The 18734-nt window shown below is 72.0% G+C and carries 13 protein-coding genes, 2 tRNA genes and 1 other RNA gene; 13 read left to right on the forward strand and 3 right to left on the reverse strand.

The genetic code is table 11. From position 1 onward, the window contains the following. Positions 1-767: 767 nt before the first annotated feature. From CKY47_RS04540 to CKY47_RS04550, 3 genes are all read left to right on the forward strand, one after another. Positions 768-844, forward strand: a tRNA-OTHER gene (locus CKY47_RS04540). Positions 845-935: 91 nt separating this feature from the next. After that, positions 936-1757 carry a glycosyltransferase gene (locus CKY47_RS04545; protein WP_306744313.1) on the forward strand — a complete coding sequence of 274 codons (822 nt, stop codon included), beginning with the start codon at positions 936-938 and terminating at the stop codon, positions 1755-1757. Between the two features lie 400 nt (positions 1758-2157). Then, complete coding sequence (locus CKY47_RS04550; RefSeq protein ID WP_306744314.1) at positions 2158-4608, forward strand: DUF8508 domain-containing protein; 2451 nt, start codon at positions 2158-2160, stop codon at positions 4606-4608. Between the two features lie 56 nt (positions 4609-4664). Here CKY47_RS04550 and CKY47_RS04555 read toward each other — a convergent pair whose 3' ends face one another. After that, complete coding sequence (locus CKY47_RS04555; RefSeq protein WP_306744315.1) at positions 4665-5063, reverse strand: hypothetical protein; 399 nt, start codon at positions 5061-5063, stop codon at positions 4665-4667. Positions 5064-5177: 114 nt separating this feature from the next. Next, positions 5178-5262, reverse strand: a tRNA-Ser gene (locus tag CKY47_RS04560). Positions 5263-5404: 142 nt separating this feature from the next. Here CKY47_RS04560 and CKY47_RS04565 point away from each other — a divergent pair. The 6 genes from CKY47_RS04565 (at position 5405) to CKY47_RS04590 (ending at position 10530) form a co-directional block, all read left to right on the forward strand. Further along, the gene (locus tag CKY47_RS04565; RefSeq protein WP_306744316.1) at positions 5405-6343 is read left to right on the forward strand and encodes an iron-siderophore ABC transporter substrate-binding protein; all 939 of its coding nucleotides are present in this window, start codon (positions 5405-5407) and stop codon (positions 6341-6343) included. Positions 6344-6799: 456 nt separating this feature from the next. Continuing rightward, positions 6800-6894: signal recognition particle sRNA small type (gene ffs, locus CKY47_RS04570), an RNA gene on the forward strand. Between the two features lie 31 nt (positions 6895-6925). Next, a complete protein-coding gene (locus tag CKY47_RS04575) occupies positions 6926-9043 on the forward strand; it encodes a DNA polymerase III subunit gamma and tau (RefSeq protein ID WP_306744317.1) in 2118 nt (705 codons plus the stop codon). A 53-nt stretch (positions 9044-9096) separates the two neighbouring features. Continuing rightward, entirely contained in the window at positions 9097-9444 is a 348-nt protein-coding gene (locus CKY47_RS04580) for a YbaB/EbfC family nucleoid-associated protein (RefSeq protein ID WP_306744318.1), read from the forward strand. After that, positions 9444-10037, forward strand: coding sequence for a recombination mediator RecR (recR, locus tag CKY47_RS04585; protein ID WP_306744319.1), 594 nt, complete (start codon positions 9444-9446; stop codon positions 10035-10037). The genes CKY47_RS04580 and recR overlap by 1 nt, the downstream gene beginning before the upstream one ends. A gap of 10 nt (positions 10038-10047) precedes the next feature. Then, complete coding sequence (locus tag CKY47_RS04590; RefSeq protein WP_306744320.1) at positions 10048-10530, forward strand: uridine kinase family protein; 483 nt, start codon at positions 10048-10050, stop codon at positions 10528-10530. Here CKY47_RS04590 and CKY47_RS04595 read toward each other — a convergent pair. After that, a complete protein-coding gene (locus CKY47_RS04595) occupies positions 10501-13797 on the reverse strand; it encodes an AfsR/SARP family transcriptional regulator (protein WP_306744321.1) in 3297 nt (1098 codons plus the stop codon). The genes CKY47_RS04590 and CKY47_RS04595 overlap by 30 nt on opposite strands. 234 nt (positions 13798-14031) lie before the next feature. Here CKY47_RS04595 and CKY47_RS04600 point away from each other — a divergent pair, with 234 nt between their 5' ends. Genes CKY47_RS04600 through CKY47_RS04615 form a run of 4 tightly spaced genes read left to right on the forward strand, consistent with a single transcriptional unit; the run spans position 14032 to position 18695 of the window. After that, entirely contained in the window at positions 14032-15714 is a 1683-nt protein-coding gene (locus tag CKY47_RS04600; protein ID WP_306744322.1) for an ABC transporter substrate-binding protein, read from the forward strand. A 38-nt stretch (positions 15715-15752) separates the two neighbouring features. Continuing rightward, a complete protein-coding gene (locus CKY47_RS04605) occupies positions 15753-16757 on the forward strand; it encodes an ABC transporter permease (RefSeq protein WP_306744323.1) in 1005 nt (334 codons plus the stop codon). A 6-nt stretch (positions 16758-16763) separates the two neighbouring features. Continuing rightward, positions 16764-17696: an ABC transporter permease gene (locus tag CKY47_RS04610; RefSeq protein WP_306744324.1), complete on the forward strand. Its 933-nt coding sequence runs from the start codon at positions 16764-16766 to the stop codon at positions 17694-17696. Positions 17697-17699: 3 nt separating this feature from the next. Continuing rightward, positions 17700-18695, forward strand: coding sequence for an ABC transporter ATP-binding protein (locus tag CKY47_RS04615; protein ID WP_306744325.1), 996 nt, complete (start codon positions 17700-17702; stop codon positions 18693-18695). The last annotated feature ends 39 nt before the right edge of the window (positions 18696-18734 follow it).

The following is an 18734-nucleotide window of genomic DNA, read 5'->3' on the forward strand; positions in this document are numbered from 1 at the left end:
GAAGTTGTCTGCTCGGGAAGATCAAGATGCTTTAAGGAGCGGGTTGTCGATCGGGATCGGTAACCCGCGATCAAAGGTGACCCTCTGACCTGCATGGTTGCCGCAGTTGTCGCAGTTGCCGAGACGCGGTTCTACCGTCCGTTGCAAACTTCCGTAACCGGCTGGGCCGATTGGGTGGAGATCGTTCGGATTCCTAGGTTTAGCGTGCAAATAGTGGAAAGTGGTTACTGCTGCCCGCGCGGTGTGGGCGCTGAAATGGGGAACAGTGATGGCTCGTTTAGCTTCGTTGACCGTGCTTCCGCTTGTCGCGGCTGCGGCACTGCTGGGTGCCGGAACTGCTTCGGCGTCGGTGGTGGCCGACGACGTGTCTGTGATGGCGGCCTGCGACGGTACCCCCAGTTGGCAAGGGGCGACGTGGACGTGGCGCTGCACGGCGGCCGCGCCCGGCACCGAGTTCCGCGCGGTGAACGTGTGTCCCGACGGGAACAGGCACTACGGCCCGTGGGTCCTCCAAGGTCCGGGTCGCGTCTCGGTGGCCACCTGCGGGAACCCTGCGACCAACTCGTGGGCCGAGAAGAGGTAGCGAGCGGCGGGTCGCAGGTGGGGCGACCGGTGACCGGTTCCAGCGGACCCGCCGTCCATGGTGGACAGAAGTCATGACGGGTCGTCTCGGTTGTCGTGCGTCCAGCTCTGTTCAGCGCCGTTCGCTAAGCTCCGTGGATCACGTACTACTAGGCTCTGACCTGCGGACACGAATCCTGAGGGATGGTGGCGGACGGATGGTCGCAGACCTCGAAAGCGTGTGAGGTGAAAGCCTCCGTGGGTTCAAATCCCACCGCCACCGCAGGTGAGAGCCCCGGTTGCCGATCACGGCAACCGGGGCTCTCGTCATCTCGTCCCAGTCCGCGCCTCAGAAATCAGCCGGGGGAGTCCCGATGCCGACCGTGTCGATCATCACCGCCGCGTACGCGCCCAAGGCGGGGTTCCTGCGGGAGACCGCCGCGAGCGTCGCGGCGCAGGAGCTGCCGGCGGGGTGGCGACTGGAGTGGGTCGTCCAGGAGGACGGGGTCGGCCCGTCGCTCGGCCCGGTCCTCGCGGGTCACGACTTCGTGCGCTACGAGGCCCACGACGCGCAGCTCGGCATCAGCCTGACGCGCAACCTCGCCCTCAGCCGGGCCTCGGGGCAGCTCGTCCAGGTGCTCGACCACGACGACGTCCTGCTGCCCGGCGCGCTGGCCCTCCTGCTGGGCCGCTTCCTGCGCAACGACATCCACTGGGCGGTCGGCGCGGCCGACGACCTGTTGCGGGACGGGACCCGCCGGAGCTGGGAATCGGCGCTGCCGTTCGGCCTCGTCGAGGCGGGGGCGGTCAACAGGTGGGCCGAGGAGCACGGGGGCAACTGGCCCGTGCACTGCGCGGGTCTGCTCATGCGGACCGACTCGCTCCGCGCGCTCGGGGGGTGGGCCGGGGCGCCCCTGGACGACGACCTGGTGACGTTCGCGGCCCTGTCCGAACTCGGCGCGGGGTGGAACGAGCGGACGGTGACGTGGCTGTACCGGCAGCACGCCGACCAGACCACCCGGTCGGGCGCGCTCGCCGGGATGCGCGACGTGGGGCGTCGGATGGCCCTCCAGCGCGCGAAGGCCGTGCGGAACGCCGAACTGCGGTTCGCGCCCACCGCGCCACCGGGGTTCGAGGGGGACGGCTCCGTCGTCCGGCTGGGCCGGAACATCAAGCTCCCGGCCGATCTCGGGTGACCCGTGCGCTCCCGCACCCAGCGTGGCCGGGATCGCCGACATCGCCCGCCCGGTGTACCCCACCTCGGTGTTGCGCCGAACGGAGGCCCGTCGAGGCGGCCGAGCGGGCGGCTCGTCGGGGGCGCGGACCGGTGCGGTGGGATGGGGCGAGCGCGGAGGTCGCCTGAACGCACAGGGGCGCCGAACGTCGGCCTCGTCAGACCTCGGTGCGGCGCCCCTGTCGTGTGCGGCGTGCCGGCCGGCGCTGGGAGGGCCACCGGTGGCACGTCGAGAACCCTACCCTACGGTCGAACACACGTTCGAGTGAAGGGTCATGGGTTAACCGTTAGTCACGGTGTCTTTCGCTGTTCACTCGATCCGGGGAGGATGCGCGAACCCGCCGAACTTCCCGGAGGAAGCCTTGAGACCCTCTCCGCTGCGCGTCGGACTGGCGGCGACAGCCGCCTCCGCCGTGACGCTCGCCCTCGCCGCGCCGGCCTTCGCGGCACCCAGCCCGGACGCCCTCATCGCCGAGGTCTACGGCGGTGGCGGCAACTCCGGGGCGACGTTGAAGCAGGACTTCGTCGAACTGGCCAACCGCGGCGCGAGCGCGGTCGCGGTGGACGGCTGGAGCGTCCAGTACCTGCCGGCGAGCGCGAGCGCCGCGAGCACCTGGCAGGTCACGCCGCTGACCGGCTCGATCGCACCCGGCGGGCGGTTCCTCGTGGCCGAGTCCAAGGGCGCCGGCGGCACGGTGGACCTGCCCGCCCCGGACGCCACCGGCACGATCGCCATGGGCGGCACCGGGGGCACGGTCGCCCTCGTCACCGGCACGACCGCGCTCACCTGCAAGACCGCCGCCGACTGCGCGGCCGACACCCGCGTCCGCGACCTGGTCGGCTACGGCACGTCCACCGTGGTCCGCGAGGGCACGCCGACGGCCAACCCGGGCAACGCGACCTCGGTCGCCCGCACCGCCCTGGCCGACACCGACGACAACGCCGCGGACTTCGCCGTGGGCGCGCCGACGCCGGTCAACGCCAAGGGCGAGGGCCCCGGTGGCACGGACCCCGACCCGGACCCCGGGCCCGGCGACAAGCGCATCCGCGACGTCCAGGGCACCACGCGGATCTCGCCGCTGCTCGGTCGGAGGGTGACCGGCGTCCCGGGCGTCGTCACGGCCACCCGCGCCGTCGGCGACCGCGGCTTCTGGGTCCAGGACACCGCCCCGGACGACGACCCGCGCACCAGCGAGGGCGTGTTCGTCTACACCGGCGACCTGACCCCGACCGTCGAACCGGGCGACGACGTGCTGGTCTCCGGCACGGTCGCCGAGTACCGCCCGGCCGGTGACGCGGCGAGCAACAGCAACCAGACGCTCACCGAGATCACCAACGCCACGGTCACCGTGAGGTCCAGGGGCAACGCCCTGCCGGCCCCCGAGGTGCTCAGGCCCCCGGCCGGCTACCTGCCCACCGCGGGCGGCGGCAGCATCGAGGCCCTCCCGCTCGACCCGGCGACCTACGGCCAGGACTACTTCGAGTCCCGCGAGGGCATGTACGTCCAGGTGGACGACGCCCGCGTCACCGGTCCCACGAACCGCTTCGGCGAGACGTGGATCACCACCCTGCCGGACCAGAACCCGACCGCGCGCGGCGGCACGATCTACCTCGGCTACGACCAGCCCAACAGCGGCCGGATCAAGGTCAAGCCCGGTGCGGCGACCCCGGTCACCAGCAACGTCGGCGACGTGTGGCGCGGTGCCACGGTCGGCAACGTCGAGTACACCAACTTCGGCGGCTACACCCTCGCCACCAAGACCGTCGGCGAGCACGTCCCCGGTGGCATCCAGCCGGAGAGGACCGACGCGCAGCGCGGCTACGAGCTGACCGTGGCCACGTACAACGTGGAGAACCTGGCCGCCACCAACGACCAGGTGAAGTTCGACCGCCTGGCCGCCGCCGTGGTGCGGAACCTGGCGAGCCCGGACGTGGTGGTGCTGGAGGAGATCCAGGACGACAACGGTGCGGTCGACGACGGCACGGTCACCGCGGACCGGACGTTCGCGAGGTTCACCGACGCCATCGCCGCCGCGGGCGGTCCGCGCTACCAGTGGCGCCAGATCGACCCGGCGAACAAGCAGGACGGCGGCGAGCCGGGCGGCAACATCCGGGTCGCGTTCCTGTTCAACCCGGCGCGGGTGTCCTTCGTGGACCGCGCGGGCGGCGACGCGACGACCCCGGTGTCCGTGGTGAAGCAGCGGGGCCGCGCCGCGCTGTCGGTGTCGCCCGGCCGCATCGCCCCCGCCGACCCGGCGTGGGACAGCAGCCGCAAGCCGCTGGCCGGCGAGTTCACGTTCCGCGGCCGCACCGTGTTCGTGGTCGCGAACCACTTCAACTCCAAGGGCGGCGACCAGGCGATGCACGGCCGCTACCAGGAGCCGGTGCGCGGCTCCGAGGTGCAGCGCGCCCAGCAGGCCGCGCTGCTCAAGGGGTTCGTGGACCAGGTGAAGGCGGTCGACAAGGGCGCCAACATCGTCCTCGCGGGCGACATCAACGACTACCAGTTCTCGCCGGTGGTCAAGACCCTGACCGCCGGTGGCCAGGTCGTCGCCCTGATGGACACGCTCCCGGCGGCCGAGCGGTACAGCTACGTGTTCGAGGGCAACTCGCAGACCCTCGACCACATCCTGATCAGCTCGAACATCACCCGGTACCGCTACGACGTGGTGCACGTCAACGCCGAGTTCGCCGACCAGGCCAGCGACCACGACCCGCAGGTCGTGAAGCTGCGCCCGAGCACCGGCAACAAGAACGTCGACAAGGTCGTCTTCCTGCTGGAGGACGTCCTGGAGTACCTGCCCAAGCCGTAGCGCACCGCCGACGAGAGGCCCCCCGGACGGCGTGTCCGGGGGGCCTCGTCGTCCGGTCAGGCCGCCTGCGGGCGGGGCAGGGTGTGGTCCCGGCACGCCGCGTGGCCGGGGAGGCCGGCGTACGCGTCGCCCTGGAAGTAGACGGCGCTCGCCCACCTCTGGCCGCCGTCCTGGAGGCTGACCAGCAGCCAGACGTCGTTCGTGATGCCGGCGTCGGTGACGGGCTCGCCCTGGTACCAGCAGTAGGCGATGGTGCGGGTCCAGGCGGGGATCGTGCCCAGGTACGCGCACGCCGACGACGGGCACGACCTCTCGTTGACGTAGTGCCACGTGGTGACGGCGTAGGGCGCGTCCGGGTCCCACGCGGACGCGGGCGCGGCGCCCGCGGCGGCGCTCCCGGTGAGCACGCCCGCGGCGGCCAGCGCGAGGGCGGCGATCGTCTTGGCGATCCTCATGCGGTTCCTCCCAGTGATCGAGTGCGATCACTGGGTACACGCGCCGCGGGTCGGTGGAGGTTGCTCCGGAACGACAGAACCCCGGTCACCTGACGGTGCCGGGGCTCTGTGCGGCGGAGGATACGGGATTTGAACCCGTGAGGGGGTTAACCCAACACGATTTCCAGTCGTGCGCACTAGGCCACTATGCGAATCCTCCGTCGCCGAGTCTAACGGAGCCCACCGGCGGTCCCCAAAACGGGTGGTCGTCGGGCCTCTCGGCGCCCGCGCGGCGGTGACGCGGACCCGTGCGCGCATAGGTGGGCGATGTGTTCGGTTAGGCTCACCTAAGGAGGTGCAAGGTGAAGCGTGGTTTCGTGGTCGTCCTGTCCGCACTGCTGCTGGCCGCTTGCGGTGGCGGTGGTGGTGGCGAGTCGGGGAGCGGGCAATCCGCTGAGCAGGGAGCGGCGGTGACCGTCGACACCCGCTTCGGTCCCGTGACGATCGACGAGCCGCCGACGCGGGTCGTGGCGCTGGGCTGGTCCGACGCGGAGGCGGCGCTCGCCCTCGGCGTGCGGCCGGTCGGCGCGAGCGACTGGCTGGGGTTCGGCGGCAACGGCGTCGGCCCGTGGGCCGACGGGCTGTACGAGGAGGCGCCGAAGCCGCTCGGCACCACCGAGGTCGACTACGAGGCCGTGGCCGCCCTCCAGCCCGACCTGATCCTCAACACGCGCTCGGACAACGACGAGAAGAAGCACGAGACGCTGTCCCGGATCGCGCCCACGATCGGTGCGCCCAAGGACGTGATCCCGTACGGCACGACCTGGAAGCAGCAGGTCGAGCTGGTCGCCAAGGCGCTCGGCAAGGTCCCCGAGGGTGAGAAGATCATCAAGGACCTGGACGCGAAGTTCGCCGAGAACAAGAAGTTCGACGGCAGGTCCACCGTGGTCGGCGCGTTCTTCGACGGCAAGTTCGGCGCGTACGTCTCCGGCGACTCGCGCACCGACTTCATGAAGGCCGTCGGCTTCACGCCGCGCGCCGAGGTCGAGGCGCTGGCGTCCGGCACGTTCTACGTGGACATCTCGGCCGAGCGGCTCGACCTGCTGAACGCCGACCTGACCGTGCTGTTCCCCATCGGCGGCGACGCGAGCGCGCTCAGGGCCAACCCGCTGGTCCCGCCGAACGCCCTGGTGCTCGATGACGAGGACCTGGTCAACGCCTTCTCCAGCGGGTCGGCCCTGGGCACGGCCTACGCGCTGGACAAGGCCGTGCCGCTGTTCGCGCAGAAGCTGGGGCTCTGAGGCTCGGCGGAACCAGCCGTCGACGACCCGGCCGTGGGCGAAGCCGTGGACGTAGTTCCCCTTCTTCGGTCCTTCCACGAGGAACGTCCGGCCGACGGTGCCGTCGGCCGGCCCGGGCGGGGTGGCGGTCGCGACCAGCGCGACCGCCACCACCGCCAGAGCGGTCTTCACCACGAGTCGTAACCCCCGATGCGACTCGATCCGGAGACAACCCCGGTCGTTCGGGCCGAAGTCCGTGCTCGCCGCCCACCCGTTGTGGACGGGGGGCGCGCCGGGCGTGTGGCCGACCTTGTCGCCGCGGGTCGGGGTCCGCTGGAGCCGACGGGTCCGGACGAGTGGTCGTAGCCGGCGAGGGCCGGAGCCGTTCTCGTGTTCCTCTCCACCGAGTGCGGGAGGTTCCGGTGAAGAGTCCGCCGGGCGGGTCGACGGGGCGTCCGGCGGACCGGCTACACTGGCTGCGGACCTCGTGCGGCACACATCTCGCGAACCTCCCCAGGGCCGGAAGGCAGCAAGGATAAGCGGGCTCTGGTGGGTGCACGGGGTCCCCTTCTTTTGTCGGACCCTCCCGGTAAGGTCCCCGGCGTGGCGCTCGCCCTCTACCGCAAGTACCGACCGGCCACCTTCGGCGAGGTGGTCGGGCAGGAACACGTCACCGACCCGTTGCGCATCGCGCTCGGAGCCGGGCGGATCAACCACGCGTACCTGTTCTCCGGGCCGCGCGGGTGCGGCAAGACGTCCAGCGCCCGCATCCTCGCCCGCTCGCTGAACTGCGTGGAGGGGCCGACCCCCGACCCGTGCGGCGAGTGCAACTCGTGCGTCGGCCTCGCGCCCAACGGCCACGGCAGCGTCGACGTGGTGGAGCTCGACGCGGCCAGCCACGGCGGTGTCGAGGACACCCGCGAGCTGCGCGACAAGGCGTTCTACGCGCCCGCCGAGTCCCGCTACCGGGTGTTCATCATCGACGAGGCGCACATGGTCACCACGCAGGGCTTCAACGCCCTGCTGAAGATCGTCGAAGAGCCGCCCGAGCACCTGATCTTCATCTTCGCCACCACCGAGCCGGACAAGGTGCTGCCCACCATCCGCTCGCGCACGCACCACTACCCGTTCCGGCTGATCCCGCCGAGCGCGATGCGGGCGCTGCTGGAGCGCAACTGCGCGGCCGAGGGCGTGACCGTCGACCCGTCGGTGTTCCCGCTGGTCATCCGGGCGGGCGGCGGGTCCGCGCGCGACACCCAGTCGGTGATGGACCAGCTGCTGTCCGGCGCCGGTCCCGAGGGCGTGCGGTACGACCGGGCCATCGCGCTGCTCGGTGTGACGGACGTCGCGCTGATCGACGAGGTGGTCGACGGCCTGGCCGCCGGCGACGGCTCGGCCGTGTTCGGCACCATCGACCGGCTCGTCGACGCCGGGCACGACCCGCGCCGGTTCGCCTCCGACCTGCTCGACCGCCTGCGCGACCTCGTGCTGCTGCACGCCGTGCCGGACGCGGCGTCACGCGGCCTGGTGAACGCGCCGGACGACGAGATCGCCACGATGACGGCCCAGCGCGACGCGACCCGCCCGGCGACCGTGACGCGGTGGGCGGAGGTCCTGCACACGGGCCTCACCGACATGCGCGGCTCGACCGCGCCCAGGCTGGTGCTCGAACTGGTGGCGGCCCGGATGCTGCTGCCGTCCGTGGGCGACGCCGAGTCGGGCCTGCTCCAGCGGCTGGAACAGCTGGAGCGCCACGGCCCGCCCGCCGGTGCGGGTGGCGCCCAGGCCGGCGGTCCGCCGGTCGAGCCCCGCTTCCAGCGCCCGTCGCAGCGACCGGCGGAGCCCGCCCCGGCCCCCCAGGCCGTCGCAGCGCCCCCGACCGCCCAGACCCCGCCCCCCCAGGTCCCGGCCACGCAGCCCTCCGCGCAGGCTCCGGCGGCGCAGGTCCCTGCTGCCCACACCCCCGCTGCCCACACCTCCGCTGCCCAGGCCCCCGCAGGTCCGCCGCCCCCGCCGCCCGTGCTGCGGTCCGCGGCGATGCAGCAGGCCCCGGCGCGTCCCGACCCCGCGCCCTCCCGGCCGGTCGAGGTGTCGCCCCCGCCCGCCGCGCCCGCGCCCGAACCGGCGGCGGCCGGTCCTCACGCCGGCGGCATCGACGCGGTCGAGGTCCGGCGGCGCTGGTCCGAGCTGCTGGGCGTGGTCCGGAACGCCAGCCGGAGCACCGAGGCGATGCTGACCAACGCCACGGTCGCCGAGGTCGACGGCACCACCGTCACCCTGGCGCACACCTCCGCGCCGCTGGCCCGCCGGCTCGCCGAGCCGCGCAACGCCGAGACCATCGCCGCCGCGTTCGCGCAGGTCCTGGGGGGCACGTGGCAGGTGCGGTGCGTCCACGGCGACGCCCCGGCAGCCGCCGCGCCCGCCCGGCCGGCGGCGGCGAAGCCCCAGCGGCCCGCGCCGAGCAGGCCCAGCCAGGCCCAGGCGCAGCGCGCCCCCGAGCAGCCGACCCGGCAGGCGCCCCGCCCACCGGTGGACGACGTGCCGCCGCCCCCGGAGCCGCCCGAGCCCGACGACCCCCTCCCGCCGGAACCCGTCGACGAGGAGGAGATGCTCGCCGAGGCGGCCCTGCCGTCCGAGGAGGGCGCCGAGCGGCTCGATCCCGAGGCCGTCGTGCTCAAGCTCCTCGCCGACGAGCTGGGTGCTCGCCCGTTGAAGGGCTGATCCACGCGGCTACGCTGGTTGGCGGCGGCAGACCCCGAAGAGAGGAACCCGCGGTGCAACCCGGTGGGCCCAACATGCAGCAGATCCTCCAGCAGGCGCAGATGATGCAGCAGCAGCTCGCTGTCGCGCAGCAGGAATTGGCAGAGGCCGAGGTCACCGGCACCGCCGGTGGCGGCCTCGTCACCGCCGTGGTGTCCGGTGGCGGCGAGCTCAAGAGCCTGAACATCGACCCGAAGGCGGTCGATCCGGACGACGTCGAGACGCTGTCCGACCTCGTCGTCGCCGCCGTGCGCGACGCGAACCGCGCCGCCCAGGAGCTGGCCGCCCAGAAGATGGGCCCGCTGGCCAGCGGCATGGGCGGGATGGACGACCTGGGTGGTCTCGGGAAGCTGTTCGGCTGATGTACGAGGGGCCCGTCCAGGACTTGATCGACGAACTCGGCCGGCTGCCGGGCGTCGGTCCGAAGAGCGCGCAGCGCATCGCCTTCCACCTCCTCGCCGCGGAGCCGGCCGACATCGGCCGGCTCCAGGACGCCCTGCAGAAGGTCAAGGACGGCGTGGTGTTCTGCGACGTGTGCGGCAACGTCTCGGCCGAGACGACGTGCCGCATCTGCCGCGACCCGCGCCGCGACCTGACGCTGATCTGCGTGGTCGAGGAGCCGAAGGACGTGCTCGCGGTGGAGCGGACCCGCGAGTTCAAGGGCCGCTACCACGTCCTGGGCGGCGCGCTCGACCCGCTGTCGGGCGTCGGACCGGACCAGCTGCGCATCCGGCAGCTGCTCACCCGCATCGGCACGGACGTCAACGAGATCATCATCGCCACCGACCCGAACACCGAGGGCGAGGCGACGGCGACGTACCTGGTGCGCATGCTGCGCGACTTCCCGGGGCTGACCGTCACGAGGCTGGCCTCCGGCCTGCCGATGGGCGGCGACCTGGAGTTCGCCGACGAGCTGACCCTCGGCCGGGCGCTGTCCGGGCGCCGCAGCATGTGACGCCCCGGCGGTGAGGCTGGTCGCGGTCGACGGGCCGTCGGGTTCGGGCAAGTCCACGGTCGCCCGCGACCTGGCGGCCGACCTCGGCGCGCACGTCGTGCCCACCGACCACTTCGCCACCTGGACCGACCCGGTCGCCTGGTGGCCCCGCCTGCTGCACGGCGTCCTCGAACCCCTGTGGCGGGGCGAGGAGGGCCGCTACCGGCGCGTGGACTGGTCGGCCGGCTGGCCGCGCCCGGGCGAGTGGGTCACCGTGCCCGTGGTGGACGTCCTCGTCCTGGAGGGCGTCTCGGCGGCCCGCCGGTCCATCGCCGCGCGCCTGGACGAGGCGATCTGGGTCGAGCACCCGGACCCGGCCGGTCGCCTCGCCCGCGCCGTGGCCAGGGACGGCGAGGCGAGCCGCGCCCACCTGGAGCGCTGGCAGTCCTTCGAACGGGGGTGGTTCGCGGTGGACGGCACCAGGTCACGCGCCACCCGCACCATCCTCACCTGACCCGCCCGCACCCGACCGCTTCCGCGTACCCAGCAGGGCGGCGTCCGGCGAACCGATCGACGTGAACCACTCCAGCGCCGTCCGCCAGTGCTCCTCGGCGCCGGCCCGGTCCCCGGACGCGGCCAGGGCGTCACCGGCCAGGTGGGCGGCCCGGGCGTGGACGAACCGCTGCCCCGTCGCCCGGCTCAGCTCCAGGCAGCGCAGCGCCAGGTCCAGCGCCTGCGGCACGTCACCCTGGTCCAGCCGCACACGACCCAGGACGGCGAGCGCGTCCACCTCGGCCACGCGCAGCCGGTAGCGGACGGCGTTGTCCAGGGCCTGACCCGCCGAGTACCGGGCCTCGTCGAGCCGCCCCGCCGCCCGGTGCACCAGGGCCAGGTTGCGCCGCGCCGCGCTGATACCCAGCGGGTAGCCGGTCTCCTCGGCGGTCCGCAGCGCCTCGGTGGTCCGGTCGACGGCCTCGTCCAGCCGCCCCAGGCCGCACAGCGCCTCGCCCAGGGCGTTCTTCGCGTCGCACAGGCCCTTGAGCAGGCCCATCTCCTCGGCGATCGCGACGGCCTCCTCGGCCTCCCGCGCCGCCTCCGCGAACCGCCCCCGCATCACGTAGGTCAGCGCCAGGCCCTCGTGCGAGAAGTGCGCGAACCGCCGCGCGCCGGCCCGCTCGTACAGCTCCCCGCACCGCACGTACAGCTCCGCCGCCCGCTCCGGCTGCCCCAGGAACAGGTGCGCCTCGGCCAGCGCCCGGTGGCTGTCGGCCTGCGTCATCCACGCCCCGAGCCGGTTGCCGACGTCCAGCGCGCCCTCGAACGACGACACGGCCCGGTCGAGCTGCCCGAGGTGCATGTAGACGCCGCCGAGGTTGAGCTGCGCGATGCCCTCCTGCTGGAGCGCGCCGATGGACCGGGTGATCACCAGCGCCCGCTCCAGGTGGTCGGCGGCCTGCTCCAGCTCCGCGACCTCGATGTAGACCGCGCCGAGGTTCGCCAGCACGGCCGCCTCCACGGCCGGTGACGCGCCGGTGCGCTGCTGGATCGGGATGGCCCGGCGGAAGTAGTCGACGGCCACCCGGTGCTGGCCGATCACCCAGTAGAGGGTGCCGAGCGAGGACAGCATCGCCACCTCGCCGACCGCGTCCTGGGTGGCCTGCGCGACCGCCAGCCCGGCCTTCGCCGTCGCGAGCCACTCCGCGGGTAACCCGATCGTGTAGAAGTACCGGCGCAGCGCGTCGGCGAGCTGCCACACGTCCCGGTCGGGCCGCCGGTCGGCCGCGTGCACGACCAGTGCCACGAGGTTGGCCCGTTCGGCGTCCAGCCAGGTCAGCGCCTCGGCGGAGGTGGCGAACAGCCGGGGCGTCACGCCCGCCACCACGTCGGTGCGCGGCAGCCGCAGCAGCGTCGACTTGAACGCGTCGGTGGCGTTGTCGACCGACCGGATGGACCAGTCCAGCAGCCGGCGGGCGGCCTGCGCGCTCTCCGCCGGGTCGTCCTCGAACGCGAGCCGCTCGGCGGCGTAGTCCCGCAGCAGGTCGTGGAACTGGTAGCGGCCCGGCGCGTGGTTGTCCACGAGGTTGGCCGTGGCCAGCCGGTCGAGCCGCCGCCGCGCGTCCTGCGTGGTCAGCCCGCCCAGCGCCGCCGCCACGTCCGGCGTGATGTCCCCCGGGGCCAGGCTGAGCAGCCGGAACAGCGAGGCCAGTTCGGGCTTGAGCGCCGTGTACGACAGGTCGAACGCCGCGTGCACGGCCGCCCGCTCGTCGCCCTCCACGGCCAGCGCGGCCAGCCGGTTGCCCGCCCGCAGCTCCTCGACGTAGGACGCGATGGTCGTCTCCGGCCGGGACAGCAGGTTGGCCGCCGCGATCCGCAGCGCCAGCGGCAGGTGCGCGCACAGCTCGGCCAGCTCCCCGGCCGCCCCGGCCTCCGCCGACACCATCCGCTCGCCGAGCATCCCGGCCAGCAGCGCCCGCGTCTCGCACCGGTCGAGCACGTCGAGCCGCACGTTGGACGCCGCGTGGCTCACCGCGAGGCCCCGCAGGGTGTCCCGGCTGGTCACGAGCACCGCGCACCCCGGCGAGCCGGGCAGCAGCGGCCGGATCTGCTCGGCGTTGGCCGCGTTGTCCAGCACCAGCAGCACCTGCTGGTCGGTCAGCCGCGACCGGAACATCGCCTCCTGCTCGTCCTGGTCCAGCGGCACCGACTCGGGTGGCACGCCCTGCGCCCGCAGGAACCTCGGCAGCACGTCGACCGCGCTCAGCGGCTGGCCCTGGGCGTACCCGCGCAGGTTCACGTACAGCTGTCCGTCCGGGAAGAAGTGCCGCATCCTGTGCGCCGCGTGCACGGCCAGCGCCGTCTTGCCGACCCCCGGCGGGCCGGCGAGCGTGACCACGGGCACGCCCTGCGCGGTCCTCAGCAGCGCCTCGATCAGCTGCACGGCCTGCTCGCGGCCCACGAAGTCGCCGATGTCGGCGGGCAGCTGCGAGGGCACCACCCGGTCGTGCGCCGCCGGGGCCGCGTGCCGCTGGTCGAGCGCGGGGGAGCCGTCGAGCACCCGCTGGTGCACGCGCCGCAGCTCGTCGCCCGGGTCGATGCCCAGCTGCTCGGCCAGCAGCCCGCTGACCCGGCGGTACGCGCCGAGGGCGTCGGCCTGCCGGCCCGACCGGTACAGCGCCACCATCAGCTGCGCCCACAGCCGTTCGCGCAGCGGGTGCTCGCTGGTCAGCCGGGACAGCTCGGGCACCAGCTCGGCGTGCCGGCCCAGCTCCAGGCCGATCTCGACGCGGCGCTCCTCGACGTGCAGCCGCCGCTCGCCCAGGCGCGGCACCTCGTCGCGGTGCAGCACCTCGGACGGCACGTCGACCAGCGCCGGGCCCCGCCACAGCGCCAGCGCCGCGGTGAAGATCGCCGACGCGGCCTCCAGCCTGCCCGCGGCCCGCTCCCGCTCGCCCTCCTCGACCAGGTGCTCGAACCGCACCACGTCGATCGTGCGCTCGTCGACGTCGATCAGGTAGCCGTCCGGGACGGTCCGGATCGGCACGGCGGGCCCCAGCACCTGCCGGAGCCTCATCACGTACGTCTGGAGCGTGCCGCGGGCCCGCGCGGGCGGTTCGGCGCCCCAGATGTGCTCCGCGAGCTCGTCGACCGAGACGCCGGCGCCCGCGCGCATGAGCAACGACACGAGCAGGGACCGCTGCCGCCCCGCGCGGACCGCGACCTGCTCGCCGTCGACCAGTACCCGCAGCGGCCCGAGGAGGCGGAACTCGACCACTGGGCCCACCGGCGACCTCCCCTCCGCGCGATCCCGCAGGTTTCCCCTTGTCCGTTGTACAGCGTAGGAGAGCGTTTGCCCGATCATGCGTCGTCACGTTGGGTCAGCGGTGGTCCACCACTTGTATGAGAATGGGTAACCACGTGGCCGGATCGTGACCTGCGACGACCCGGAAGGGTTGTGGTGACCGGTTAGGGTCCCTGACCACACCGTGAGATCCCGGATTTCCCATAGGGGTGTTTGATGGTTCATTCCCGAACGGCACGGCGCCGTTGGACGGCCGCGATCGGCCTGACCGGCGTAGCCGCGCTCGCACTGTCCGCCTGCGCTCAATCCGAGCGGGACGGAGACTCCGGGGCCGGCCAGGTCGGCGGCACGCTCACCTTCGGCGCCGCCGGAGCCCCGAAGCTGTTCGACCCGTTCTACGCCACGGACGGCGAGACGTTCCGCGTCTCCCGCCAGATGTACGAGGGTCTCGTCGGCTTCAAGCCCGGCACGGCCGAGGTCGAGCCCGCTCTCGCGACCAAGTGGGAGTCGACGCCGGATGGCAAGACGTGGACATTCACACTGAAAGAAGGTGTGAAATTCCACGACGACACGGACTTCAACGCCGAAGCGGTGTGCTTCAACTTCGACCGCTGGTACAACCAGAAGGGCGCCGGCCAGTCCGACGCCGTTTCGCAGTACTGGCTGGACAACTTCGGCGGCTTCGCGGACACCCCCGACAAGCCGTCGCTGTACAAGTCCTGCAAGGCGAGCGACCCGAAGACCGCGGTCATCGAGCTGAACGAGGCCACCTCGCAGTTCCCGTCGGTCCTGGGCTTCACCTCGTTCTCGATCTCCAGCCCCGCGGCGCTCAAGCAGTACGACGCGGACAACGTCGTCGCGGCCGGTGACAGCTTCACCTACCCGGCCTACGCCAACGAGCACCCGACCGGCACCGGTCCGTTCAAGTTCTCCAAGTTCGACAAGGCGAACAACGTCGTCGAGCTGGTGCGCAACGACGGCTACCACGGCGAGAAGGCGAAGCTCGACAAGATCGTCTTCCGGATCATCCCGGACGAGACGGCGCGCAAGCAGGCGCTGGAGGCCGGCGACATCGACGGCTACGACCTGCCGAACGCGGCGGACTGGCCGGGCCTGAAGGAGAAGGGCTTCAACGTCGCGGTGCGCCCGGCGTTCAACGTCCTCTACCTGGGCATCAACCAGAAGAACAACCCGAAGCTCCAGGACCTGAAGGTCCGCCAGGCGCTCATGTACGCGATCAACCGCGAGCAGCTGGTCAAGTCGCAGCTGCCCGAGGGCGCGTCCGTGGCGACGCAGTTCATGCCGGACACGGTCGAGGGCTACAACGACTCGATCACCGAGGTCAAGTACGACCCGGAGAAGGCCAAGTCGCTGCTCGCCGAGGCCGGCGCGTCCGACCTGACGCTGAACTTCTACTGGCCGACCGAGGTCACCCGGCCGTACATGCCGAGCCCGAAGGACATCCAGTCCGCCATCGCCGGCGACCTGGAGAAGGCCGGCATCAAGCTGAACGTGACCTCGAAGCCGTGGAACGGCGGTTACCTGACCGACGTCGACCAGGGCATCCCGGACCTGTTCATGCTGGGCTGGACCGGTGACAACGGCACCCCGCAGAACTGGATCGGCACGTTCTTCGGCCGCACCGACAACCGCTTCAACACCAGTGCGTCGCCGTGGGGCCAGACCCTCGCCGACGAGCTGGCCGCGGCCAACTCGGAGCCCGACGAGGCCAAGCGCAAGGGCATGTACGAGGACCTGAACAAGAAGATCATGGAGGAGTACCTCCCGGCCATCCCGGTGTCCCACTCGCCGCCGGCGCTGGTGCTGAAGTCGGACATCAAGGGCGTCGTGCCCAGTCCGCTGACCGACGAGAGGTTCGGCCCGGCCAGCAAGGGCTGAGTCCGCACAACTCCAGATAGAGACCACGGGGTAGTTCAATGCTCCGCTACACGATCCGACGGCTCATCCAGCTGGTCGGCGTGGTGCTGGTGCTGTCCCTGCTGCTCTTCGCGTGGCTCCGCGCTCTCCCGGGAGGTCCGGTCTCGGCCCTCCTGGGGGAGCGCGCCACGCCCGAGTCGCGGGAAGCCCTCACCAAACAGCTCGGCTTGGACCAGCCGATCCTGATCCAGTACTTCAAGTTCCTCGGACGCGCGCTGTCCGGCGATTTCGGCGTCTCGACGGGCGTGCAGCCCGGCGACTCGGCGCTCGACATCTTCCTCCAGCGCTTCCCCGCCACGCTCGAGCTGAGCTTCTTCGCCATCGTCATCGCCATCGCCATCGGCGTACCGCTGGGGTACATGGCGGCCAAGCGCCGCGGCGGCTGGTTCGACAACCTGAGCGTCGGGGGTTCCCTGCTCGGCGTGGCCGTGCCGGTGTTCTTCCTGGCCTACGTGCTCAAGGACGTGCTGTCCTCCGCGCTGGGCCTGCCCACCGAGGGCCGCCAGGACGCGATCAACGCGACCCGCGTGACCGGGTTCTTCGTCCTCGACGGCGTGATCACCCAGGAGTGGGACGCGGCGCTCAACGCGCTGGAGCACCTGATCCTGCCGGCCATCGCACTGGCCACGATCCCGTTCGCGGTGGTCTTCCGGATCACCCGCGCGGCGGTGCTCGACGTGCTCGACGAGGACTTCGTGCGCACGGCCGAGTCCAAGGGCCTCACCGCCCCGGTGATCCGCACCCGGCACGTGCTGCGCAACGCGATGCTGCCGGTCGTCACCACCATCGGTCTCCAGACCGGTGCGCTGCTGGCGGGCGCGGTGCTCACGGAGAAGGTGTTCTCCTTCGCCGGGGTCGGCCAGGCGTTGGCCATCGGGTTCGAGAGACGCGACTACCCGGTGCTCATGCTGCTGATCATCATGGCCACGATCGTGTACGTGGTGGTCAACCTGCTGGTGGACCTCTCGTACGCGCTCATCGACCCGCGGATCAGGACGAGGTAGCCCGCGATGGTCACTCCGACCCGCAAGAAGGACCGCATCGACAAGCTGGCCGAGGCCGGTTCCGATGCCGGTGTCAGCCTGGCCGCGAGCGCGTGGCGGACCCTGCGGCGCAGCCCGGTGTTCCTCACCGGCGCCGGGATCATCACCCTGTTCGTCCTGGTGTCGATCCTGTCGCCGTGGCTCGCGCCGCACGACCCGTCCGACCCGATGCTCATCGACCAGGTCGTCAAGGCGCGCAACGAGATCCCGCCGCCCCAGGACGGCCACCCGCTCGGCGGCGACCTCCAGGGCCGCGACTTCCTGTCGCGCATGCTCATCGGCTCGCAGCAGACGCTGATCGTGGGCGTGCTGGCCACGCTCATCGGCCTGGCGGGCGGGCTCACGCTCGGCACGCTGGCCGGCGCGTTCGGCGGTTGGGTCGACTCGGTCGTCATGCGCATCGTGGACGTCATGCTGTCGCTGCCCAGCCTGCTGCTGGCGTTCAGCATCAGCGCGCTGTTCGCGAGGCCCAACCAGTACACCGTGATCGTCGCGGTGGCGGTGGTGCAGATCCCGGTGTTCGCGCGGCTGCTGCGCGGCTCGATGCTGGCGCAGCGGTCCAGCGACCACGTGCTGGCCGCGACCGCGCTGGGCGTGAAGCCGGGGGCCATCGTGTTCCGGCACATGCTGCCCAACTCGCTCGGACCGGTGATCGTGCAGTCCACGCTGGTGCTGGCCACGGCCATCATCGACGCGGCGGCGCTGTCGTTCCTCGGCCTGGGCAACCCCGACGACCGCATCCCGGAGTGGGGGCAGATGCTCGGCGACGTGCAGAACGTCTTCGACACCCACCCGCAGCTGGCGTTCTGGCCGGCGGGCTGCATCATCGTCGTCGCGCTGGGCTTCACGCTGATGGGCGAGACCCTCCGCGAAGCCCTCGACCCCAAGAGCAGGCGGTGAGTCGTGCCACTACTGGAAGTCCGTGACCTCACCGTGGTTTTCGAGCGCAAGGGGGAAGAGCCCTTCACCGCCGTCGACCACGTGAGCTTCGACGTGGAGCCGGGCCAGACCGTGGGCCTGGTCGGCGAGTCGGGGTGCGGCAAGTCCGTCACGTCGCTCGCGATCATGGGCCTGCTGCCCAAGCGCGGCGCCAGGGTCACCGGCACGGTGGGCTACGAGGGCGAGAACCTGCTGGCGCTGTCCGACAAGCAGATGCGCGACCGGCGCGGGCGCGACCTCGGCATGGTGTTCCAGGACCCGCTGTCCTCGCTGAACCCGGTGATCCCGATCGGGTTGCAGGTCACCGAGGTGCTGGAGCGGCACCGCGACATGCCGCGCAAGAAGGCCATGGTCGAGGCGGCCGAGCTGCTGGACAAGGTCGGCATCCCCGACCCGAAGCGGCGGCTCACCGAGTACCCGCACCAGCTGTCCGGCGGCATGCGCCAGCGCGCGCTGATCGCCATCGCGCTGGCCTGCCGCCCGCGCCTGCTCATCGCCGACGAGCCGACCACCGCGCTCGACGTGACGATCCAGGCGCAGATCCTCGCCCTGCTCAAGGAGCTGGTACGGGACATGGGCACGGCGCTGGTCATGATCACGCACGACCTGGGCGTGGTCGCGGGCCTGTGCGACGAGGTCAACGTGCTCTACGGCGGCCGGGTGGTGGAGAAGGCGCACCGGCACGAGCTGTTCGCGCAGCCGCGCCACCCGTACACGCACGGCCTGCTGGCCTCGATCCCGCGGCTCGACGCGCCGCGCGGGGAGAAGCTGAACCCGATCCGCGGTTCGGTGGCCGACAACATCCCGTGGACGCAGGGGTGCGCGTTCGCGCCCCGCTGCCCGAACAGGCTGGACGTGTGCGTGCAGGTCACCCCCGAGCAGGAGGACATCGGCGCCGGCCGGCTGCTGCGCTGCCACAACCCGGTGACGCCCGCGCAGGCCGAGGAGGTGTCGGCGTGAGCACCGAGACCACCCCCCAGTCGGGGACCCCCGCGCCGG

The sequence above is a fragment of the Saccharothrix longispora genome (assembly GCF_030852425.1).
Classification (GTDB): Bacteria; Actinomycetota; Actinomycetes; order Mycobacteriales; family Pseudonocardiaceae; genus Actinosynnema; species Actinosynnema longispora.

Coding starts and splice junctions, on each gene's coding strand:
- CKY47_RS04600 (WP_306744322.1), top strand. CDS start 14,032: ATGGTTCATTCCCGAACGGCACGGCGCCGTTGGACGGCCGCGATCGGC.
- recR (WP_306744319.1), top strand. CDS start 9,444: ATGTACGAGGGGCCCGTCCAGGACTTGATCGACGAACTCGGCCGGCTG.
- CKY47_RS04605 (WP_306744323.1), top strand. CDS start 15,753: ATGCTCCGCTACACGATCCGACGGCTCATCCAGCTGGTCGGCGTGGTG.
- CKY47_RS04610 (WP_306744324.1), top strand. CDS start 16,764: ATGGTCACTCCGACCCGCAAGAAGGACCGCATCGACAAGCTGGCCGAG.
- CKY47_RS04555 (WP_306744315.1), bottom strand. CDS start 5,063: ATGAGGATCGCCAAGACGATCGCCGCCCTCGCGCTGGCCGCCGCGGGC.
- CKY47_RS04545 (WP_306744313.1), top strand. CDS start 936: ATGCCGACCGTGTCGATCATCACCGCCGCGTACGCGCCCAAGGCGGGG.